At 69.8% G+C, this 21,793-nt stretch carries 20 protein-coding genes and 1 pseudogene; 17 read left to right on the top strand and 4 right to left on the bottom strand.

Translation table 11 applies throughout. The annotated features are described in order from the left end of the window. Nucleotide 1: 1 nt before the first annotated feature. Nucleotides 2-1,162 (bottom strand): acyl-CoA dehydrogenase family protein, encoded by a 1,161-nt coding sequence (locus IG04_RS0105560; protein WP_030475439.1) that lies wholly within the window; start codon nt 1,160-1,162, stop codon nt 2-4. A gap of 45 nt (nt 1,163-1,207) precedes the next feature. Between IG04_RS0105560 and IG04_RS0105555 the strand changes: the two genes are divergently transcribed. The 9 genes from IG04_RS0105555 to IG04_RS0105515 all read left to right on the top strand — a co-directional run bounded on the left by IG04_RS0105555 (nt 1,208) and on the right by IG04_RS0105515 (nt 10,252). Further along, nucleotides 1,208-1,399 (top strand): ferredoxin, encoded by a 192-nt coding sequence (locus tag IG04_RS0105555; protein WP_030475438.1) that lies wholly within the window; start codon nt 1,208-1,210, stop codon nt 1,397-1,399. Between the two features lie 77 nt (nt 1,400-1,476). Next, nucleotides 1,477-2,562: a Zn-dependent alcohol dehydrogenase gene (locus IG04_RS0105550; protein ID WP_030475437.1), complete on the top strand. Its 1,086-nt coding sequence runs from the start codon at nt 1,477-1,479 to the stop codon at nt 2,560-2,562. A gap of 9 nt (nt 2,563-2,571) precedes the next feature. Further along, nucleotides 2,572-3,420, top strand: coding sequence for an SDR family NAD(P)-dependent oxidoreductase (locus IG04_RS0105545; RefSeq protein ID WP_030475436.1), 849 nt, complete (start codon nt 2,572-2,574; stop codon nt 3,418-3,420). An 8-nt stretch (nt 3,421-3,428) separates the two neighbouring features. Beyond that, nucleotides 3,429-4,934, top strand: coding sequence for an aldehyde dehydrogenase family protein (locus IG04_RS0105540; protein ID WP_030475435.1), 1,506 nt, complete (start codon nt 3,429-3,431; stop codon nt 4,932-4,934). Then, nucleotides 4,935-5,684, top strand: coding sequence for a glucose 1-dehydrogenase (locus IG04_RS0105535; protein ID WP_030475434.1), 750 nt, complete (start codon nt 4,935-4,937; stop codon nt 5,682-5,684). A 74-nt stretch (nt 5,685-5,758) separates the two neighbouring features. Then, the gene (locus IG04_RS0105530; protein ID WP_036013723.1) at nt 5,759-7,237 is read left to right on the top strand and encodes an alpha/beta fold hydrolase; all 1,479 of its coding nucleotides are present in this window, start codon (nt 5,759-5,761) and stop codon (nt 7,235-7,237) included. A 116-nt stretch (nt 7,238-7,353) separates the two neighbouring features. Continuing rightward, the gene (locus IG04_RS0105525) at nt 7,354-8,466 is read left to right on the top strand and encodes a MalY/PatB family protein (RefSeq protein WP_030475432.1); all 1,113 of its coding nucleotides are present in this window, start codon (nt 7,354-7,356) and stop codon (nt 8,464-8,466) included. A gap of 65 nt (nt 8,467-8,531) precedes the next feature. Then, nucleotides 8,532-9,482: a daunorubicin resistance protein DrrA family ABC transporter ATP-binding protein gene (locus IG04_RS0105520; protein WP_030475431.1), complete on the top strand. Its 951-nt coding sequence runs from the start codon at nt 8,532-8,534 to the stop codon at nt 9,480-9,482. Continuing rightward, entirely contained in the window at nt 9,479-10,252 is a 774-nt protein-coding gene (locus IG04_RS0105515; RefSeq protein ID WP_030475430.1) for an ABC transporter permease, read from the top strand. Before IG04_RS0105520 ends, IG04_RS0105515 begins: the two co-directional genes overlap by 4 nt. A gap of 13 nt (nt 10,253-10,265) precedes the next feature. Here the strand turns inward: IG04_RS0105515 and IG04_RS0105510 are convergent, their stop codons facing one another. Then, a complete protein-coding gene (locus IG04_RS0105510) occupies nt 10,266-13,295 on the bottom strand; it encodes an AfsR/SARP family transcriptional regulator (protein ID WP_030475429.1) in 3,030 nt (1,009 codons plus the stop codon). A 142-nt stretch (nt 13,296-13,437) separates the two neighbouring features. Further along, nucleotides 13,438-14,307 (bottom strand): LysR substrate-binding domain-containing protein, encoded by an 870-nt coding sequence (locus tag IG04_RS0105505; RefSeq protein ID WP_030475428.1) that lies wholly within the window; start codon nt 14,305-14,307, stop codon nt 13,438-13,440. A gap of 76 nt (nt 14,308-14,383) precedes the next feature. On the opposite strand from IG04_RS0105505, the gene IG04_RS0105500 reads away from it, so the two are divergent. The 5 genes from IG04_RS0105500 (at nt 14,384) to IG04_RS0105480 (ending at nt 19,086) form a co-directional block, all read left to right on the top strand. Then, nucleotides 14,384-15,610 (top strand): aspartate aminotransferase family protein, encoded by a 1,227-nt coding sequence (locus IG04_RS0105500; RefSeq protein ID WP_030475427.1) that lies wholly within the window; start codon nt 14,384-14,386, stop codon nt 15,608-15,610. 68 nt (nt 15,611-15,678) lie between these two features. After that, entirely contained in the window at nt 15,679-16,695 is a 1,017-nt protein-coding gene (locus IG04_RS0105495) for a sensor histidine kinase (RefSeq protein WP_051768939.1), read from the top strand. After that, the gene (locus IG04_RS0105490) at nt 16,692-17,318 is read left to right on the top strand and encodes a response regulator (RefSeq protein WP_030475425.1); all 627 of its coding nucleotides are present in this window, start codon (nt 16,692-16,694) and stop codon (nt 17,316-17,318) included. The genes IG04_RS0105495 and IG04_RS0105490 overlap by 4 nt, the downstream gene beginning before the upstream one ends. 140 nt (nt 17,319-17,458) lie before the next feature. Beyond that, nucleotides 17,459-17,977 carry a VanZ family protein gene (locus tag IG04_RS0105485; protein WP_051768937.1) on the top strand — a complete coding sequence of 173 codons (519 nt, stop codon included), beginning with the start codon at nt 17,459-17,461 and terminating at the stop codon, nt 17,975-17,977. Further along, a complete protein-coding gene (locus tag IG04_RS0105480; protein ID WP_051768935.1) occupies nt 17,974-19,086 on the top strand; it encodes a glycosyltransferase 87 family protein in 1,113 nt (370 codons plus the stop codon). Before IG04_RS0105485 ends, IG04_RS0105480 begins: the two co-directional genes overlap by 4 nt. On the opposite strand, the gene IG04_RS0105475 is transcribed toward IG04_RS0105480, so the two are convergent. Further along, nucleotides 19,083-19,625: a hypothetical protein gene (locus IG04_RS0105475; protein WP_036013720.1), complete on the bottom strand. Its 543-nt coding sequence runs from the start codon at nt 19,623-19,625 to the stop codon at nt 19,083-19,085. The two genes, IG04_RS0105480 and IG04_RS0105475, sit on opposite strands and share 4 nt — an antisense overlap. A gap of 63 nt (nt 19,626-19,688) precedes the next feature. On the opposite strand from IG04_RS0105475, the gene IG04_RS0105470 reads away from it, so the two are divergent. The 3 genes and pseudogenes from IG04_RS0105470 to IG04_RS0105460 form a co-directional block, all read left to right on the top strand. Beyond that, the gene (locus IG04_RS0105470; protein ID WP_030475421.1) at nt 19,689-20,072 is read left to right on the top strand and encodes a nitroreductase family deazaflavin-dependent oxidoreductase; all 384 of its coding nucleotides are present in this window, start codon (nt 19,689-19,691) and stop codon (nt 20,070-20,072) included. 80 nt (nt 20,073-20,152) lie between these two features. After that, a complete protein-coding gene (locus tag IG04_RS0105465) occupies nt 20,153-21,082 on the top strand; it encodes an arsenic resistance protein (protein WP_030475420.1) in 930 nt (309 codons plus the stop codon). Between the two features lie 54 nt (nt 21,083-21,136). Beyond that, nucleotides 21,137-21,727, top strand: a pseudogene (locus IG04_RS0105460) (glyoxalase); the annotation flags it as partial. Between the last annotated feature and the right edge of the window lie 66 nt (nt 21,728-21,793).

The raw sequence follows: 21,793 nt of genomic DNA, 5'->3' as shown, positions 1-21,793 counted from the left end.
CTTACCGAGGCACGGCAGGCAACCCGAGGCCCACCCGCGCGATGATGTCCCGCTGGATCTCGTTGGTGCCGCCGCCGAACGTCAGGATCAGCGACGACCGGTGCATGCGTTCCACGCGGCCGTGCAGCAGGGCTCCCGCGGAGCCCGTGCGCACGATTCCGTTGGCGCCCAGCACCTCCATCAGCAGCCGGTAGCCCTCGGTCGCGAACTCGGTGCCGAACACCTTGGTCGCGGAGGCCTCCGCCGGTGACGGTGCCTCGTCGGAACCGGACGCGATCCGCCAGTTGATGAGCTTGAGGAACTCGGTCTTCGCGTGCACGCGGGCGAGGTGCAGGCGCACCCACTCCTGTTTCACGGCACCGGTTTCGTCCGCCCATTGACGAACTTCGCGCAGTGCGGTCTGCAGCGGCGCGGCCGAGCAGAGGGCGACGCGTTCGTGGTTGAGCTGGTTGGTGATGAGCTTCCAGCCCTTGTGCTCCTCGCCGATGAGGTTCGCCGCGGGCACCCGCACGTCGTCATAGAAGGTGGCGCTGGTCGTCGGCCCGGACATGGTCGGCACGGGCGTCCAGGAGAAGCCGGGAGCGGAGGTCGGCACCATGATGACGCTCAAACCCCTGTGCCGCTGCGATTCCTGGTCGGTGCGGCACGCCAGCCAGACGAAGTCGGCGTACTGGATGAGGCTCGTCCACATCTTCTGGCCGTTGATGACGTACTCGTCACCGTCGCGGACCGCCCGCGTGCGCAGGCCCGCGAGGTCGGTGCCCGCCTCCGGTTCGGAGTAGCCGATGGCGAAGTGGAGCTCGCCGGACGCGATCTTCGGCAGGTAGAAGGCCTTCTGCTCGGGCGTTCCCAGGGACATGATCGTCGGGCCGATGGAGTTCAGCGTCAGGAACGGCACCGGGGCGCCGGCCGCGGACGCCTCGTCCAGGAAGATCAGCTGCTCGATCATCGGGCGGGCACGGCCGCCGTACTCCTCCGGCCAGCCGATGGTCAGCCAGCCGTCCAGGCCCATCTGGCGGACGGTGTCCTTGTAGGCCGCGCCGTCGCCGTAGTCGCCGCCACCGGCGAGCCCGGCCCTGCGTTCGGGCGTCATGAGCGCGGCGAAGTACGCCCGCAACTCCTGGCGCAACTGCTCCTGTTCGGGCGTGAAACCGATGCGCATGACCGCTACTCTAGAACAAGTTCTACTTGATGTCAGGAGGCCGCGATGAAGGTCGGCGTCGACCCTTCGCTGTGCGAGGCGCACGGGGAGTGCATGTCAATCCTGCCCGAGGTGTTTGACCTTGACGATGACGAGGTTCTGCAGATCCGGGACGGTGAGCTGGCCAGCGGGGAGGAGGCTCTGGCGGAACGCGCCGTCGCCTCGTGTCCCATGGGCGCACTGCGCCTCTCACGCTGATGGGCCTTGTCACGAACAGGAACAGATTCTAGTGTGCGACAGGCACTAGGCCGTGAGCTCAGCGAGGAGTGATACCGGTGAAGGCAGCCGTGCTCAACCAGGTAGGCGACGACAAGCTCGAGCTCCGCGACGACGTGACCACGGCCCCGGTGGGGCCGCAGGAGATCCGCATCAGGATCAAGGCGTGCGGGGTGTGCCACAGTGATCTGTCCGCAATGGACGGAACGCTGCCGGCCCTGACGCCCGGCGTCGTCGGCCATGAAGGCGCCGGTGAGATCGTCGAGATCGGGAGCGCCGTGACGTCGCTCGCGGTCGGCGACCACGTGGCGATCACGTTCGTGCCGCCGTGCGGCAAGTGCGCCCAATGCGTTACGGGCCAATCGCATCTGTGCCTCGTGCACACCATCTCCGCGTTCACGTCACCGAGGTTCGTCGTCGGTGGCAACCCGGCCTTCGGGTACGCGGGGCTCGGCGCGTTCGCCGAGGAGATGGTCGTTCCGGCCGATGCCGCCGTGAAGGTCGACGACGACGTGCCGTGGGAGATCGCGGCTCTGCTGTCGTGCGGCATTCTCACTGGAGTCGGGGCCGTGCTCAACACCGCGAAGGTCGAACCGGGTTCCAGCGTCGCCGTGATCGGCTGCGGTGGTGTCGGTGTCGCGGTGATCCAGGGTGCCCGGCTCGCCGCCGCCGCACGGATCGTCGCGGTCGACCCGGTGCTCGAAAAGCATGAGGTGGCGCAGAAGTTCGGCGCGACGCATGCGACGACGCCGGACGGTGTCGTGGACCTGAACAACCAGCTGAACTTCGGCATGGGCTTCGACTACGTGTTCGACGTGGTGGGCCTGCCCGCCACGATCCGCCAGGCATGGGACCTGACCCGTCGCGGTGGCCACACGGTCGTCGTCGGCGCGGGCCGGGCGGACGCGATGGTGTCGTTCAGCGCCCAGGAACTCTTCCTGCACGACAAGACGTTGCACGGCTCGTTCTACGGGACGGCGAACTTCCGCCGCGACATCCCGCGCATGATCGCGCTGTGGCGGCAGGGCCGGCTGGACCTCGAAGGCATGATCAGCAAACGGATCAGGCTCGAGGACGTGAACGAGGGCCTGCAGGCCCTGCGTGGCGGTGGATCGCTGATCCGTCAGGTCATTCTGTTCGATTAGGAGTCTCTTGTGGACCTTTCGGGGAAGGTCGCCGTGGTCACCGGCGCCGGTGCCGGGCTCGGCCGCGCGGAGGCGCTGGAGCTCGCGAGGGCCGGTGCGTCGATCGTGCTCAACGACCTGCCGGGCTCGGCCGACTCCGCTGCGGCCGAGATCGACGAGCTGGGCGCGAAGTGCGTCGTGGTCGAGGGTGACGTGGGCGAGCGGAGTACCGCCGACGCCCTCGTCACCGCCGCGATGGAGCAGTTCGGCGGGCTGCACGTCGTCGTGAACAACGCGGGCGTGCTGCGCGACCGGATGCTGTTCAACATGACCGACGAGGAGTGGGACCTGGTCGTGCGGGTACACCTGCGCGGCCACTTCCTGTTGTCGCGCAACGCGGTCGCGTTGTGGAAGCAGCAGTCGAAGACGGCCGGCGAACCGGTCTACGCGCGGATCGTGAACACCTCGTCGGAGGCGTTCCTGCTCGGCTCGGAGGGCCAGGCCAACTACGCGGCGGCCAAGGCGGGGATCGCGGCGCTGACCGTGGCGACCGCTCGTGGCACGAGCCGCTACGGCGTGCGCGCCAACGCGATCTGCCCACGAGCCCGCACCCAGATGACCGCGCACGTGTTCGGTGACGCACCGGCGGGCGACGACTCGCTGGCGCCCGAGCACGTCGCCAAGTTCGTTGCGCACCTGGCCGGACCGTCCGGCGACAGGATCAACGGCCAGGTGTTCGTCGTGCACGGCGGCATGGTCGCGCTGATGGCACCACCGACCGTCGAGCAGAAGTTCGGCGCGTTCACCGATCTCGACGGCTACTTCGCCGATCGCGATCCACAAAGGACTTTCGCCTGCACGGACACGATGTCGCTCTAGGAGGAGCTGTGACGCTCACCGTCCAACCGCACCGCGAGACGCTGGGCCTCAAGGACGGCCGGCTCCTCATCGGAGGCGAGTTCCGCGAGACCGACGAGACCTGGACCCACCACCACCCCGCCACCGGCGAGGAGATCGGCAGCTTCGCCGTCGCCTCGGTGCAGGACGTGGACGAGGCGGTGCGTGCGGCCCGCAAGGCGTTCGACGAGGGCACTTGGCCGCGCAGCCGGGCAGGCGAGCGCATCAAGATCCTGCGCAGGTACGGAGACCTGCTGCGGGAGCACTCGGACGAGTTGCGCGGACTGCAGGCTTTGGACAACGGCGTGCCGCTGTCGTTCGGCCAGATCTACGCCACCTCGGTCGGCATCGCGGCGGACATCTTCGACCACCACGCGGGCTGGATCGACAAGGTCGGCGGTCAGACCCTGCCGCCGTACCAGGGCGGCGACCACCTCGCTATGACGTTCCGCGAACCGGTCGGTGTCGTCGCGGCGATCCTGCCGTGGAACGCGCCGTTCGTGCTGTTCGCCCAGAAACTCGCGCCCGCGCTGGCGGCCGGCTGCACGGTCGTGGTGAAGCCGTCGGAGTACGCGTCGTTCTGCGTGATCCGCATGGTCGAGCTGCTGATCGAGGCCGGGCTGCCGGAGGGCGTCGTCAACCTCGTCACCGGCCCCGGCAACCCGACCGGCGAGGCGCTGATCACCCACCCCGGCGTTGACAAGATCAGCTTCACCGGCAGCCGCGCCATCGGCCGCCGGATCGTCGAGGCCTCCGCCGGGACGATGAAGCGCGTGTCGCTGGAGCTGGGCGGGAAGTCGCCGGCGATCGTGTTCGCGGACGCCCCGAACGTCGGCCTCGCCGCGATGACCTGCATGGGCATGGTCACGATGGGTCTGTCCGGCCAGGCGTGCGTGGCGCACACGCGGGCGCTGGTGCAGCGGGACGCGCAGGACGAGTTCATCGCGATGGCACAGATGCTCGCGGGCGCGGTGACGTTCGGCGACCCGTTCGACCCCGCCGTGCTGGCCAGCCCGCTGATCAACGGCAAGCAGCTCGAACGCGTGCTCGGCTACATCGAGCGCGGCCAGGAGGAGGGCGCCCGCCTGGTCACCGGCGGCACCCGGCTCGACGGCGACTACGCGTCCGGGAACTTCGTCGCACCAACGATTTTCGCCGACGCCAACAACGACATGGCCATCGCGCGTGACGAGATCTTCGGGCCGGTGCTGACCGTCGTGCCGTTCGACGACGAGGAAGAAGCCGTCCGCATCGCGAACGACACCGAGTACGGCCTGGGCGCCGGCGTCTACACCAACGACGTCCGCCGCGCGTTCCGCGTCTCGAAGGCCCTGCGCGTCGGCATGGTCGGCATCAACGGTTTCCAGCTCGAACCGCACATCCCGTTCGGCGGCTACAAGCAGTCGGGACTGGGCCGCGAGGGCGGGCAGAGCGCCTACGAGGCCTACACCGAGCTCAAGACCGTGATGATGCCTCTGACCGACGAGATGATGTAGATGCGGCTGGACGGAAAGGTCGCCCTGATCACCGGCGCCGCCCGGGGTCAGGGCGCGGCCGCGGCACGCCGGTTCGCCGCCGAGGGCGCGCGGGTGATGATCACCGACGTCCTCGACGACCAGGGCAAGGAACTCGCGGCCGAACTCGGTGCCGAGTACTGCCACCTGGACGTGTCCTCGGAGGACGGGTGGGCGGACGCCGTCGAGTTCACCGTCGCGACATTCGGCGACGTCACAGTTCTCGTGAACAACGCCGGCATCCTGCACTTCTCCGCCCTGGCCGACACCACGCTCGCCGACTACCAGCGGGTGATCGGCATCAACCAGGTCGGCACGTTCCTCGGCATGCGTGCGGTCGTGTCGTCGATGAAGCAGGCCGGCGGCGGGTCGATCGTGAACGTGTCGTCGGTCGAGGGCCTGGGCGGCATGCCGTACCTGGTGGCGTACACGGCGTCGAAGTTCGCGATCCGCGGCATGACCAAGGTCGCCGCGATGGAACTGGGACAGCACGGGATCCGGGTGAACTCCGTGCATCCCGGCGCCATCGACACCCCGATGGTCAGCGAGGCACTGGGCCGGCCTATCGACGTCTCGCCGATAGGGAAGAAGCTGGCGCTGCGGCGGATCGGGCAGCCGGAGGACGTCGCGAACGTCGTGCTGTTCCTGGCCAGTGACGACAGTGCCTACTGCACGGGCGGGGAGTTCGTGGTCGACGGAGGGGCGACGGCGACGCACGCGTTGAACGGTTGACGCTCACCAGGAGGCAACCAGATTGATCTCGTCGGCGTCTTCGTGGTCGAGAGGTCGAAACTGGGGAGCTTCATGTGAAATCACTGTTGTTGACGGCCGCGCTGCTCATCGGGCTGGCGCCGGCCGCGGTGGCAACCGAACAGGCGCCGGTTCTCTCCTGGCAGGACTGCCAGGACGGGTTCCAGTGCGCGACGGCCAAGGTGCCGCTGGACTACGACCGGCCGTCCGGCGCGAAGATCGATCTGGCGCTGATCAGACTGCCCGCGACCGACCCGGCGAAGCGGATCGGCTCGTTGTTCGTGAACTTCGGCGGTCCCGGAGCGTCCGGTGTGGACAGACTGCGGGCTCGCGGCAAGTGGGAGTGGCTGTTCTCGTCCGAACTGAGGTCGCGCTTCGACGTGGTGTCGTGGGACCCGCGCGGCATCGGCCGTTCGGCGACCGTGCGCTGCTTCGACAGCGTCGAGGAACAGCAGCAGTTCCTCAACTCCATCCCGGTCTACCCGGACACCGCGGCGGAGGAACCCGCGTTCTACGACGGCTACCGCGAGTTCGTCCGGCGGTGTGAGGAGAAGTCCGGCGACCTGCTGGACCACGTCTCGTCCGCGAACACGGCCCGCGACCTCGACCTGCTGCGCAAGGCGGTGGGCGACAAGAAGCTGACGTACCACGGCATCTCCTACGGCACGCACCTCGGCGCGATCTACGCGAACATGTTCCCGGACAAGGTCCGCGCGCTCGCGTTCGACGGCTCCCTCGACTTCATCGGCAACGCCACCGGGCACGGCGACCAGGGCACGACCGTGCCGCTGGACACCCGCCAGGACGTGCCGCGCGGTGTCGCCGAGACGTTCGACCAGTTCCTCAAGCTGTGCGCGGCACCGGGCGCGAACTGCGCGTTCGCGGGCGGCGACCTCAAGCAGAAGTGGGCGGACCTGGTCGCTCGCGTGACCGCGTCCCCGGTCACCACGCCGGACGGCCGATTCGACCGCGTCTCGCTGATCAGCCTCGTCTGGGACGCGCTGGCGCAGCCGGACACCTGGCAGGACACGGCTCGGGTGCTGCAGGGCGTCTGGGAGGCGCCGGCCTCGCTGACGACCGCGTCGGCCGACTACGTCACGAACCGCTTCGAGGGCTTCAACGCCGTGCAGTGCTCGGACAGCAACTTCCCGCGCGACCCGGCCGTGTACTCGAAGTACGGCAGGAGCGAGGACCAGCGCGTGCCGTACTGGGGCCGTGCGGTGGTGTTCGACATGATGGCCTGCGCGTTCTGGCAGGGCCGTGACGACGACCGCTACACCGGGCCGTGGAACCGCTGGACGTCGGCGCCGATCCTGTTCATCAACAGCAGGTTCGACCCGTCGACGCCGTTGCACGGTGCCCGCGACGGTGCCGCGGAGATGGCCCGCACGGGGTTCCTGACCGTCGAGGGTCACGGGCACACCTCCATGTTCGTGCGCAGCGCGTGCGCGGAGAAGGTGAAGCGGGAGTACCTGTTCACCGGTGTGCTGCCTGTGCAGAAGACGTGCGGCGTCGACAAGTCGCCGTTCGCCTGAGTTCGATTTCGGGAGGGCCTCGCCGGCATGTGCCGGCGGGGCCCCTCTTTGCTTGGCCGAAGCAGATCACCGCGCACAACGTGACTGCTCATCCCGGGTGACCTACGTTGGGTTTCATGCTGAACCCGCTGACCCAGGTGTCCTTGGAACGGTTACGGCGGCGCACGAGCGTGAAGTGGCGGCAGTTCCCGGACGACGTGCTGCCGTTGTGGGTGGCCGAGATGGACGTCGACCTGGCTGAGCCCGTCAGGCAGGCCGTCATCGAGGCCCTGGACCTCGGCGACACCGGCTACCCGGCCGGTACCCACTACCAGGAGGCGCTCGCGGCGTTCGCGGAAGAGCGCTGGGGCTGGAACCTCCCGGTGGAACGCACGGCGCTCGTGTCCGACGTGATGCTCGGCATCGTCGAGCTGATCAGGCTGGTGTCCGGGCCCGGCGCCCCCGTGATCGTCAGCCCTCCGGTGTACCCGCCGTTCTACCTGTTCGTCAGGAGCATGGGCCGCGCGGTCGTCGAGGCGCCGCTGCGGCACGGCCGCCTCGACCTGGAGGTGCTGGAGCGGACGTTCCAGCACGTCAAAGCCGATCGTCCGGTGTACCTGCTGTGCAACCCGCAGAACCCGACGGGCACCGTCCACACCGCAGAGGAGCTGACGGCCCTCGCGCGGCTGGCCGAGACGTACGGCGTTCGCGTGATCGCCGACGAGATCCACGCCCCGCTCGTCTCCAGGGGCACCCGGTTCGTGCCGTACCTGAGCGTCGACGAGAACGGGATGTCGCTCATGTCCGCGTCGAAGGGCTGGAACCTGGCGGCCATGCGGGCAGCCGTCGCGATCTCCGGCACCGACGACCTCGCGAGGTTGCCCGAGGAGGTCAGCCACGGACCGAGCCACTTCGGCACCATCGCGCACGCGGCCGCGCTCAGGCACGGCGGCGAGTGGCTCGACGCCCTGCTGGCCGGGCTCGACGACAACCGGAAGCTCCTGAAGAACCTGCTCACCGAGCACCTGCCCGAGATCGGCTACGAACCCTCCGATGCAACCTTCCTGGCCTGGCTCGACTGCCGGGCCATCAGCGACGACCCGGCCGCGTTCTTCGTCGAGCGGGGCAAGGTCGCCCTGATGTCGGGCGCCGGGTTCGGCAGCGGGGGAGCGGGCCACGTCCGGTTCAACATCGGCACCTCGCCCGAGATCATCACCGAGGCCGTGCGCAGGATGGCTGCCAGCCGCTGACAGCGCGCTGTGCGCGGTCTGCCAGCGGTGCGGCGCACAGTTCCTCCTGAACACAGGGAGGAACGATGGCGCTCGCGATCAGGGCAGAAGGCCTGGTCAAGCACTACGGGGAGACCAAGGCGCTGGACGGCGTGGACCTCGAGGTGCCGGAGGGGAAGGTCGTGGGGGTGCTCGGGCCGAACGGCGCGGGCAAGACCACGGCGGTGCGGGTGCTGGCCACGTTGCTGCGCCCGGACGCGGGGCACGCCACGGTCCACGGCCATGACGTGGTGAAGGACCCACGGGCGGTCCGGTCGCTGATCGGACTGACTGGGCAGTACGCGTCGGTGGACGAGGACCTCTCCGGTCGAGAGAACCTGGTGCTGCTGGCCCGCCTGCTCGACTTCTCCCGTGCGGGGGCACGGGCGAAGGCCGCCGAACTGCTGGAGCGGTTCGAACTCACCGACGCCGCGGGACGGGCCGCCAAGACGTACTCGGGAGGTATGCGCCGGCGGCTCGACCTCGCGGCCAGCCTCGTCGGCAACCCGTCCGTGCTGTACCTGGACGAACCGACCACCGGGCTGGACCCGCACGCCCGCAACGAGGTGTGGGCGGTGGTGCGCAAGCTCGTCGCGAACGGCGTGACGGTCCTGCTCACCACGCAGTACCTGGAGGAGGCCGACCAGCTCGCGGACTCGATCACGGTGTTCGACCACGGCCGCGTCGTGGCCGAGGGCAGGCCGGACGAGCTGAAGCGGCGCGTGGGCGGGCAGACGCTGCAGGTGCGGCCGACGTCGTTGCTCGATCTCGACGTGGTGTACCGGATTCTCGGTGACCTGACCGGTGTCCGGCCGACCAGGGACGACGACACGGGACTGCTGACGGCACCGGTGAACGACCCGGTGCTGCTGTCCACTTTGGTCCGCAAGCTCGACGAGGCCGGCATCACCGCGGACGAACTGGCGCTGCGGCTGCCCTCGCTCGACGAGGTCTTCCTCTCGCTCACCGGCAAGCGGAACGAGGGGAGCCTGGTATGAGCACGATCGCGTTGGACAGGGGAGTGCGCCACGGCTTCGCGCTGGCCTGGCGGGGCATCCTCAAGATCCGCAAGAACCCCGAGCAGCTGGCGGACGTGACGATCGCGCCCATCATCCTGCTGGTGATGTTCACCTACCTCTTCGGTGGCGCGCTCGCCGGGAACACGGACGCCTACCTGCAGATGCTCGTGCCGGGCATCCTGGTGATGAACATCCTGCAGGCCAGCATGACCGCGGGCGTCCAGCTGAACACGGACGTCTCCAAGGGCGTCTTCGACAGGTTCCGCGCGATGCCGATCGCGAGGTCGGCGCCGCTGGTGGGCGCGGTGCTGGCGGACGTCGTGCGGTACGTGGTGTGCGTCGTGGTGCTGCTGATCATCGCCACGGTCATGGGCTACCGGGTGCAGACGGGACCGGCGGAGCTGCTGATCGCGGCGGGGCTCGCGATCGCGTTCGGACTGTGCTTCTGCTGGGCGTCGGTGTTCGTGGGCATGCTGCTCAAGACCCCGCAGGCCGTGCAGGGCATCATGATCGTGCTGATCATGCCGTTGACGTTCGGCAGCAACGTGTTCGTCGGCACCTCGACGATGCCGGGCTGGCTGAAGGCGTGGGCGGACATCAGCCCGGTCAGCCTGATGTCGGACGCGCTGCGCGGGTTGCTCAACGGTGGCGCGATCGCCGGGCCGCTCATCGGATCGCTGATCTGGATGGCGGGCGCGGTCGCGGTGTTCTTCCCGCTGGCGATGTGGGCCTACCGCAGGCGCGTGTGATCAAGGGCGGGCTTCAGCCGGTGCTGAGGCCCGCCTCTTCGCGCACCCGTTGCAGCGCCTCGGCTTTGGTGATCGTCAGCGGTGCGGGCTCGCCCAGTTCGGCGACGAGGCGCCGCACGTCCGGATCACCCATGTCGAGCCGCCCGCGGAGGAGCTGGGCGAGCGCCGTCAGCCGCCGCGCGGCGTCGTCGCGGCACTGCCGGTGCCGCACCTGGGCCAGGAGTTCCGTCACCGTCGCGAGATCCGGCATGTCGCCGCGTTCCGACGTCGTCTCGACGGCCACCGCGGTGAACGCCTCGGCGTCGCCGAACCTGCCGTCGGCGAGCGCGATGCGCGCGTCGAGCATGGCCACCCACTCCGCGACGAGCGACCCGAGCACGGACGGCCTGGTGGCGCGCCGGGTGAACGAGACGCTCAGCGCGCGTGCCTCCTCGATCCTGCCCGCGCGCAGCACGACCTCGGCCTTCGCGTAGCCGAGCATCGTGGACAGCAGGTCGTTGCCGGCGTCCCGGACGAACTGCTCCGCCGCGACCACCTCGCGCGCGGCCGCAGCGTGATCACCCATGCGCGCGTACTCCACCGCGAGCCGCCACCGCTGCTGCGCGGCGTCGTCCTGCGACCGCAGCTCCGTCGCCACCTCCAGCCCGCGCTGGTAGAGGTCGATCGCCGCCTGGTTGTCACCGGTCTGCGAGACGAACGCGGCCTTCATGCCGAGCGTCATCGCCGAACCCCACCGGTCGCCGATGGCCGTGAACTGGTCGTACGCGCGGTCGCGGGCCTGTTCCGCGCCTTCCAGGTCACCGTCGTCCACCAGCATGAAGCTGTGCGCCCACTCCGCGCTCGCCCTGGCCCACGGGTCCTCGCTCGCCGCCGCCCGCTGCACCTCGCGCCGCGCCAGTTCGGCGTTCTGGCTGAGGAACGCGAGCATGGGCAGCGCGATCGCGAGCGTCGGGTACTTCTGGACGGCGCCGGAGCTCACGCAGTTCTCGATGACCGCCGCGGCCTCCGCCACGTCCGTCACCCCTGGCACGGCGGCCATGATGAGCTGCATGGCCCGGAACGTCGCGAAGCGGTCGGCGGGCAGCAGGTCGCCGAGCGCGAGCACGTCGCGCACCGACATCTCCGCGCGCTCGTTGTCGCCCTTGACGAGCCAGTACCAGAACGTGCCGCCGAGCAGGTCCGCCGCCAGCTCGACCTCGTGGTCGTCGATCGCTCCGCGCAACGCCGCCACGACGTTGTCCTGCTCCGCCTCGTAGACGTCGATCGCCTCGAGTTGCCGCGCGGTGCGGGTGAGCGGCTCCCAGCGCGCGGTCAGTTCGCGGTAGTAGCGCCGGAACCGGCCGACGACCTCCCGCTTCTCGCCGGACGCGTCGAGCTGTTCGGCCGCGTAGACCCGGATCGTCTCCAGCATCCGGTACCGCGGCTCGCCCTCGATCTCGATGACGTCCACGATGGACTTCTCGACCAGCGACGTGAGCACGTAGATCGGGTCCGGCAGGCAGACGGCCTCGATCGCGGCGAGGTCGGCGCCGGCGGGGAACACCGCGAACCGCCGGGCCAGCAGCAGCTCCTCCTCGGTCAGCAGGTCCCAGCTCCACTCGACGACCGCGCGCAACGTGCGCTGGCGCGGCAGCGCGGTGCGGCTGCCCGAGGTGAGCAACCGGAACCGGTCGTCCAGGCGCTGGGTGATCTGCCGGACCGTCATCGACCGCAGCCGCGCCGCCGCCAGTTCCAGCGCGAGCGGCATGCCGTCGAGCCTGCGGCAGATCATCCTCACGTCGTCCACAGTGGACCCGTCGAGCCGGAACCCGGGCTTCACCGCGCTCGCCCTGTCGAGGAACAGCCGCACCGCGCCGAACGCGGACACGTCCGCCTGGCCGTTGGGCACGGCGAGCGGGCCGATCGGGCACAGCGACTCGCCGTCGATCGCGAGCGGTTCCCTGCTGGTCGCGAGCACGCGGAGGTTCGGTACCCGCCGCAGCAGCTCGGTGGTGAACTCGGCCGCCGCCCCGATCAGGTGCTCGCAGTTGTCCAGCACCAGCAACGACTCCCCGGCGCCGAGCACCTCGGCGATCCGGTCCATGCCCTCGCTGGCCCGCCGCCGCGGATCCCCGGCGAACGTCACCTCGAACGCGCTGAGCACCGCACCGGCGAGGTCCTCCGCCGCCCGGACGCCGGCCAGCGCCGCGAACCACACGCGGCCCTTGCCGTGCAACGGATGCCGCGCCGCGACCTCGGTGGCGAGCCGTGTCTTGCCCGCGCCGCCGGGCCCGGCCAGCGTCACCAGCCGGGCCCGGCCGAGCAGTCCGGCGATCTCCGCGAGCTCGTCGTCGCGCCCGACGAAGCTGGTGAGCCGCATCGGCAAGCGGTCGGTCACCGGCCGCGGCCCGAGCTCGCCGCGCAGTGCCGCGAGGTGGACGTCCTGCAGTTCCTGTGAGGGATCGACCCCCAGTTCGTCGGCGAGCCGGCCGCGGACCTCGGCATAGACGTGCAGGGCGTCGGACTGCCTGCCCTGCGCGCACAACGCCCTCATCAGCAGCCCGGCCAGGCGTTCGCGCAGCGGGTGCTTCTCGTGCAACGCGGTCAGCGCCGCGACGTCGAGTTCGCCGCGGTCTTCCTGCGCGGACAGGCGTGCTTCTTCGAGCCGGGAGGCCGTCGGCGCGGCGAACGGCGCCTCCCGCACGTCGGCCAGCGCGTCACCACGCCACAGCGCGAGCGCCTCGTCCAACCGGCCCGCGGCGCGCAGCCGTTCGAACCGGAAGACGTCGACGTCCTCGGTCGTCACGCCCAGCCGGTAGCCGCCCGGTTCCAGCGCGACCGGGCAGACCTTGCGCAGCCTCGACACGAGCGACTGCAGCGCGTTCATGGCGTCGGCGGGCGGCTGCTCGCCCCAGAGGTCGTCGATCAGCGTCGTCGTCGGCACCGGGCGGCCGGGGTCGAGCGCGAGGCGTGCGACGAGCATGCGGACGCGGGCACCACCGATGTCGACCGGTGTGCCGTCCTCGGTCTCGACGGTCGTCGGGCCCAGCAATGCCACGCGCACGGTTCCAGCCTCCCAGATCAACGCCCGAATACGCCCGGTATGAGGCCGTCGCGGCGGCACCGCCTCCGGGACTCTCGACCGTGACTCTCATCGAACGGACTTACGGGACACGCCCTAGGCGGGTGACCAGCCTTGCTCCGGATCACCTCTCGTCCGACTGCGACCGAGTATGCAGGGCGTCGAGCACGACGGTGATCGCGGCGCGCGAGTCACGGCGCACGGCGGCTGTGATCCTTCTCGTCATCGGAAGCTCCCTCGTGACCACGTCGAACCTGCGGTCGACGGCCAGCGCGGGCAGCACCGCGACCGCCAGACCGGCCTCGACGTGCTTGAGCGTGAGCATGTAGTTGCTGAACCGGCCGACCACGCGTGGCTCGAAGCCCGACTGCCGGCACAGGCGCGTCGCCAGCTTCGCCATGTACGAGCCGGGGATGTCGAACGCCCAGGGCTCGTCCTTGCACGCGGCGACATCGGCCGCGGGGTGGTTCGGCGGCGTGACCAGCACGATCGGGTCCTGGCCGAGCGGCACCACGTCGATGTCGCCCGGTACCGGCAGCTCCACGAAGTCGGTGGTCGTGATGATCACGTCGACCTCCCCGGCGAGCAGCGCGGGCATGCTGGCGTGCGGTTCCAGTTCCACGATCTCGACGTCGAGGTGCGGGTGCCGGAGGGCCTGGATCGCGGGTACGGCGAGCGTGTGGATGGAGCTCTGGAACGCGCCGAGCCGGATGAGGCCCGACGGTTCGTCGTTCAGGCCTCTCAACTCGGCCTCGACGGCGTCCATCTGGTCGAGGATCGACCGAGCCCTCCTCGCCAGGATGAGCCCGGCCGACGTGAGCCGCACGCGCCGCCCGGTCCGTTCGATCAACTGCGTGCGCGTCTCGCTCTCGAGCACCGCGAGCTGCTGGGACACGCTCGAAGCACTCAGGTTCGCGGCCTGCGCCACGGCCCGCACGGTGCCCAGCGCGTCGAGCTGGCTGAGCAGGCGCAGGCGCCACGGATTCAGCGTCATGCTGTGCAGTATTTCCGAACAGCGAGCGTGGAATTGTGAGATGGACCTGATGCTCGGCGAGTCCTAGCTTTTCCCCATGGACACCTTCTGGGACGACGTCGACCGCCACCTCGTCCGCTACGGCGGCACGTTCACGCGCGAGATCATCGACAGCGCGTCGGGGAGCTTCCTGTTCACCGAGGACGGCCGCCGGATCCTGGACTTCACGTCCGGGCAGATGAGCGCGATCCTCGGTCACTCCCACCCGCGCATCGTCGAGACGGTGCAGCGCCAGATCGCGAACCTCGACCACTTGTTCAGCGGCATGCTCAGCCGGCCCGTCGTGGACCTGGCCCGGCGGCTGGCCGGGACGCTGCCTCCCTCGCTCTCGAAGGTGCAGCTGCTCACCACCGGCGCGGAGTCGAACGAGGCCGCGCTGCGCATGGCCAAGCTCGTCACCGGCAAGCACGAGGTGGTGGCGTTCGCCCGCTCCTGGCACGGTATGACCGCCGCCGCGGCCGCCGCGACCTACAGCGCGGGCCGCAAGGGCTACGGTCCCGCCACCCCCGGCAACTTCGCGATCCCGGCGCCGTCCGGTGACTGGCAGGCGCAGCTCGACCTGGCGTTCGACCTGGTCGACGCCCAGTCGGTCGGTTCGCTGGCGGCCTGCATCGTCGAGCCGATCCTGAGCTCCGGTGGCATCCTCGAACCGCCGCCGGGCTACTTCGCCGCGTTGTCGGCCAAGTGCCGTGAGCGCGGGATGCTGCTGATCATGGACGAGGCGCAGACCGGACTGTGCCGGACGGGCAACTGGTACGCGTTCGAGCGCGACGGCGTGGTGCCCGACATCCTGACGCTGTCCAAGACACTGGGCGCCGGGCTGCCGCTGGCCGCCGTGATCACGTCCGCCGAGATCGAGGCGGAGGCGCACGCCCGCGACTACCTGTTTTTCACCACGCACGTGTCGGACCCGCTGGTGGCGGCCGTCGGCAACACCGTGCTGGACGTGCTGACCGAGGAACGGCTGGACGAGCGGGCGGCGAAGCTCGGGGCGTTCCTGCGCAACGGACTGGACGACATCGCCGCCCGGCACTCGCTGGTGTCCGACGTGCGCGGGCGTGGGCTGCTGGTCGGGCTGGAGATCGCGGACGAGTCGCTGAGCGCGCCGATCACCCAGAAGTGCCTGGACCTGGGGCTGCACATGAACATCGTGCAGATCCCGGGGATGGGCGGGGTGTTCCGGATCGCACCGCCGCTGACCGCCTCGGAGGATGAGCTGGCCTTGGGCCTCGGCATCCTGGACGAGGCCATCGGCTCGGCCTGACCATCTGGCCATCCGCCTCGGCTGGACGGTCGAGGCAGGTGGTCGCGCCTGCTCCTAGGATCGGCCGGATGGGGGAACTTCGCCGCAGGCCGCTCATCATCGCCACCGTCGTCATGTTCGCCGCCGTGTTCGTCGTCACGGGGCGGATCATCGGCTTCGGCCGGGCGCTGCACCTGATCAGCGGGCCCGGCGTCGGCGAGACGTGGTTCGACAACCCGGTGTACACGGTCGCCGAGTCGACGGTCGTGCTGGTTCTCGTGTTCGCGCACGCGTGGCGCACACCGGTGCTCGTGGCCGTGCCGTCGATCCTGGCACTCGTACTCGTCGCCGAACACGCCGCGTTCTACCGTCCGCACATTTCGCTGTCCCGCGCGGACGCTGTCCAGCTGATGCTGATCCTGTTCATCATCATGGCCGCGGGCGGGCTGCTGTTGCGGATGCGGGAACGGTCACGGTCGGCGTTGGCAGCGGCCGCGGAGGAACGGGTCCGGCGCGACGAACGCCTCGACATGGCCCGGGAACTGCACGACGTGGTGGCACACCACGTCACGGGCATGCTGGTGCAGGCGCAGGCCGCGCTTGTGGTGGCGGCGCAGGACAAGGACAAGGCGTGCGCGATGCTGCCGGGCATAGTCGAGGGTGGCACGGACGCGTTGGGGGCGATGAGCGCGATGGTCAGGACGTTGCGGGACAACGGGGCCGCCGGCGCGACCACCGATCTCACGGCCGATCTGCACCAGCTCGCGGAGAGGTCGGGCCTGCCGGTGCGGGCGAACGTCGAACTGACCGCGGACGTGCGGCCGGAGCTGGGACGATCGGTGCTGCGGCTCGTCCAGGAGGCGTTGACCAACGCCCGCAAGCACGCTTTCGACGCCACGAGCGTGGAGGTGGACGTGCGGCTGACCTCGGACCTGGTACTGCTGTCCGTTGTGGACAATGGAACGGTGAGACCTTCGCATTCGGGCGGGTTCGGGTTGGTGGGCATGCGCGAACGGGTGCACGAGCTGGGCGGGCGGTTCTTCGCGGGCCCGACCGGAGAAGGCTGGCTGGTCACCGCCGAGCTGCCGCTGGAGGTGCGCGCGTGATCTCCGTGCTCATCGCCGAGGACCAGGACATGGTGCGGGCCGGGTTCCGGCTGATCCTGGAGGCGCAGCCCGACATCAGCGTGGTCGCCGACGTCGCGGACGGGATCAGCGCGGTCCAGCGGGCTCGCGAACTCGAGCCGCGGGTGTGCCTGGTGGACGTCCGGATGCCGGGGCTCGACGGCCTGGAGGTCACGCGGCAGCTCGCCCCGCACACCCGTGTCGTGGTCGTGACGACGTTCGACAGCGACGAGGTGCTGAACAAGGCGCTGGACCTCGGCGCGTGCGGGTTCCTCACGAAGGACGCGAGTCCCGGTTTGCTGGCCGAGGCCGTGAGATCGGCCGCGAGGGGTGACGTCCTGGTGTCGCCCCAGGTGGTGCTGCGGGTGCTGCGCCGATCGGTGCCGCCGGTGGCGAGCGCCGATGCTCAGGTGCTGAACCCGCGTGAGCTGGACGTCGTCCGGCACGTGGCGAAAGGCTTGAGCAACAACGAGATCGCGGCCTCGCTGAAGGTCTCGGTGTCGTCGGTGAAGGCCTACCTGGCGTCGGTGCAGGCGAAGGTGGGGGCGCGCAACCGCGTCGAGATCGTCGCGTGGGCGTTCCGCGCGCACGTGGTGGCCGACTGACCATGGCCGTTCGGCCAGTTCGAGCCCTGAGTCTGGCTCGGCGGCCATGATCTTGAGGCCGTCGGGCCGATCCGGCGGCACCCCACCGGACAGCAGGCTCGTCCACATCGGATTTCGGTGTGGACGAAGGGTTCTGGGCTGTGCTGGATCAGGTGGGGTGGGCGTTCGAAGCGGTGCTCGCGGCGTTGGCGAACCCGCTCATCGCGGGCGGAGTGGTGGTCGGGGCCGGCGCGCTGGGCTGGGGTGCGTGGCGGGTGGCTCGGAGTTACCGCTGGCGGCCGGTTCCCTCGGTGCTGGCGGGAATCTCGCTGGGTGTCGTGCTGGGCGTGACTTTCTCGCGCACGCTGCCGGCTTGGGCATCCGAGCCCGGCCAAGAACTCTGCCACCTCAGCGGCTTCTCGTTGCACGGTTCGAACGAGCTGTTGAACGCGCTGCTGTTCGTGCCGCTGGTGTTCTGCGCGGTGCTCGCGACGCGGCGGCCGCTCGCGGTGCTGGGGTCGGCGGTGGCGTTGAGTGCGGCGATCGAGATCGTGCAACCGCTCACCGGGCGAGGGTTGTGTGAGACGCAGGACTTCTTCAACAACAGCGCGGGAGCCGTCGTGGCGGCGGCTCTCGCGGCTGGTGTGGTGGCCCTGCGTGACCGGGCGGCGGCACGATGACCCGCCGGATCTGCTGGGTCGCCGTGGCCGCCTGCGTGCTCGTCTGGGTGTGCGCGCGCAGCTTCGGTGACGGCGTGCTCGACCTGCGGGTCTACCTCGCGGGCGGAGAAGCGTGGCAGGCGGGCACCGACCTCTACACCGCAGACTTCCAGGGCCCCAGGGGCCTGCCGTTCACCTACCCGCCGTTCGCGGCGATGCTGTTCAGCGGACTGACCCCGTTTCCATTGCCGCTCAACGCTTTGGTGTTCACCGCGGTGGGCATCGCACTCTTCACGGCAGCCTGCCTCGTGGCGGCACCGAACCTCCGCACGGGTCTCGGCCTGGTCGCGCTGTGCCTGCTGCTCGAACCACTGCGGATCACTCTCGACATGGGTCAGGTCAACCTGATCCTGTTCGGCCTGGTCGCCGCCGACTGCCTGCTGCCGCGCACCCCGTGGCCACGCGGCCTGCTCATCGGAGTGGCCGCCGCGATCAAGCTGACCCCGGCGATCTTCGTGCTGTTCTTCCTGTCCCGCAAGCGATGGCGGCCCACGCTGACCGCCGCGGCGGCGTTCGCGGGGTGCGGTCTGCTCGCTTGGGTCGTGGCACCGGGGCAGTCGAAGCAGTTCTGGTTCCACGCGATGCTCGACCCGGAGCGCGTCGGCGGCCTCGCCTACAGCGCGAACCAGTCGTTGCGGGGACTGTTGTTCCGGCTCGGGGCACCCGAGGTCGTGTGGTTCGCCGCCGTCGCGGCGGTGCTCGTGCTGACCGTCGTGCTGTTGCCCCGGCTGCGCGACGACCTCACCGCCGTCGTCGCGGTCGCGGCAGCGGGTCTGCTGATCTCGCCGGTGTCCTGGTCGCACCACTGGGTGTGGATCGCGCCCGCGTTGCTGCTGGTGAACGGCCGCGTGCGGATCGCGGTCGCGGCGGTGTTCGCGGTCGGCCCGCACTGGCTGCTGCCCACGGCGGGCGACCGGGAACTGGCGTGGACGTGGTGGCAGCACGTCGCCGGCAACGCCTATGTCTGGCTGGGCCTCGCGTTCCTCGGCTGGTGCGCTTGGCGAAGTGTCGTGCGGGGCAAGGTCGAACGGGACTCCCGCCTGGAATCCCGTTCAGCCGTCGGCTTCTAGCGGCACCAGGAGTCCACGGTCTCCACGAAGCCGGGGAACTCCTGGCGCGCGGCCGTCAGCACCTCAGCCGGGGTGCGCGGCCCGATCCCGGAGTACTTCTCCGCGACCGCCCGCAGTTCCGCGTTCGGCACACCGCTGTCCGCCCCGAACTGGACGGCCTCCAGCGGCCCCACGCCGCCCGCGAGCAACCAGAGGAACTCGCCCAGGCTCGACGCGACGGGCCCGACCTCACCCTCCGACCCGAAGAACACGACGGGCTGCGCGGTCAGCGGCCCCTCCCGCACCAGCCACAGCACGGCGAGCCCACCGGTGCCGTCCTGCCCGAACGTCCGGAACGCGTCGCCGTCCATGTCCTTGTTGCCCGTCCACGACCTGATCCAGTCGGTCGTCTCCTCCGCGGACTCGAACTCCTGGTACGGCTCGTAGTCAATGTTGCTCGGCGAGGGTTCGTCGGTCTTCTCGTCGTACTCCCACGGGAAGCCGATGCCGCTGAGCGCGGTCAGCGCGGCGGGGAAGGCGCGGTCTTCAGTGATCTCCACGCGCGCACGCTACTTCAACAACTCGGCCCCCGATCGCGTCTTGGAGCAGGAGAGGAGTCCGACATGCCTATGCCCAGATGGTGGGGTCACATCAACAAGCGCGTGTTCAACCCGCGCGCGGTGAAGAGCGGCAAGTGGGCGGTGCTCACCCACGTCGGCCGCAGTTCGGGAATGCCCTACCGCACCCCGATGGAGGCGCACCCGGTCGAGGGTGGCTACCTGGTCGTCCTGGTCTACGGCTCGCGTTCGGACTGGGTCCGCAACGTGCTAGCAGCCGGGCAGGCGAAGCTCACGATCAACGGAGAGGAGGTCGAGGTGACCGCGCCGCGCGTGGTGAGCGAGGCGGAGGCGTTCGAGGCGCTGGCCGTCGAGGTGAAACGGCCACCCAAGGCGCTTCGCATCACCGAGTTCCTCCGGATGGACACAGCCTTGGAGCGGGACGGGTGATCCAGGCGTCGTCGATCGGTGGCCTGCTCGCCGTCCTGCCCGCTGCCGATATCGTCCTGATCATCTGATCGGGGGGTGCTGTGCCGGGGTTCGTCGCGGGCTTGGAACGTCACCAGGTCGCCGTCTACCTCGGCGCGCTGGCGGCGGGAGGGGTGGCCGGCTGGGCGGCCCCCGATGCCGGCCCTGCCCTCGAACACGCCATCAATCCCGTGCTGGCGGTCCTGCTGTACGTGACGTTCCTGCAGGTGCCGGTGGCCGAACTCGGGCGTTCGCTGCGGGCGGGGCGGTTCCTCGGGGCCGCTCTCGTCGTGAACTTCGTGGTTGTGCCGTTGGTGGTCGCCGCGCTCTTCGCGTTCCTGCCGGACGATCAGGCCGTGCGGCTGGGCGTGCTGTTGGTTCTCCTCACGCCGTGCGTCGACTACGTGATCGTGTTCAGCGGACTGGCCGGCGGTGACAGCCGGCGCCTGCTCGCGGCCACGCCGTTGCTGCTGCTCGCGCAGATGGTGCTGCTGCCCGGTTACCTGTGGCTCTTTCTCGGCTCTGACCTGGCCGTCGTCGAACCCGGGCCGTTCGTCGAGGCGTTCGTGGTACTGATCGCGATCCCGCTGACGCTGGCGTGGCTCACCCAGGCCAGGGCGGAGCGGATCATCGGCGCGATCAGTACCACGATGGTGCCGTTGATGGCCGCGACCCTGTTCACGGTGGTGGCCTCGCAGGTGCCGAAGCTCGGCGACGACCTGCCGCAGGTCGCGCGGGTGGTGCCGTTCTACGTGGTGTTCCTCGTGGTCATGGCCTTCGCCGGGCCGGCCGTCGCGAAGGTGGTCCGCCTGGACGTGGCGTCGGGTCGCGCGATCGTGTTCACGGGGGCCACGCGCAACTCGCTGGTGGTGCTGCCGCTGGCGCTGGCGTTGCCCGGTGACGTAGCCGGGGTTGTGGTGGTGACACAGACACTGGTCGAGGTGGTCGGCATGGTCATCTATGTGCGGGTGGTGCCGCGGTTGCTGCCGTGAGCCGGTCAGGAATCGAGAAGCATCGGTCCCAGGGCGGCGCCTAGCGTTTCCGGCATGACCTCATTCGACGCGATCACCCTCGAAGTGGCCGACCTTGCTGCCGCCGAACGCTTCTACGCCAACGCTTTCGGGCTCGGCTCCCGGCTGCGCCTGCGGGCCTCGCAGGAACCGGCCACCGGCTTCCGCGGCTTCACCCTGTCCCTCACGGTGGCGCAGCCCGCGGACGTCGACCTGCTGATCGGCGGCGCGCTCGACGCCGGCGCGACCGTGCTCAAGCCAGCCGGGAAGTCGATGTGGGGCTACGGCGGGGTCGTGCAGGCGCCGGACGGCACCATCTGGAAGGTCGCGACCTCGGCGAAGGAGAACACCGGACCGGCCACCGGGCAGATCGGTGACGTCGTGCTGCTGCTCGGCACGACGGACATTGCCGCGAGCAGGCAGTGCTACGTCGACCAGGGCTTCACCGTGGAGAAGAGCTTCGGCCGCATGTACGTCCAGTTCGCCGCGGCCGGCACCGTGAAGCTGGGGCTATACCGGCGGCGCGCGCTCGCCAAGGACGCCGGGGTGGCGCCCGAGGGTTCGGGTTCGCACCGGATCGTGATGATCGGCGCCGGCGACTTCACCGACCCCGACGGGTTCGCGTGGGCGTCAGGGCAGCCGGCCGGCTCGGCGCGTGAGCGGATGCCGAGCTCTGCGGGGAGGTCGGCCACC

The organism is Lentzea albidocapillata (genome assembly GCF_000719115.1).
Lineage (GTDB): Bacteria > Actinomycetota > Actinomycetes > Mycobacteriales > Pseudonocardiaceae > Lentzea > Lentzea albidocapillata.
This window is presented reverse-complemented; position numbering and strand designations above follow the sequence as displayed.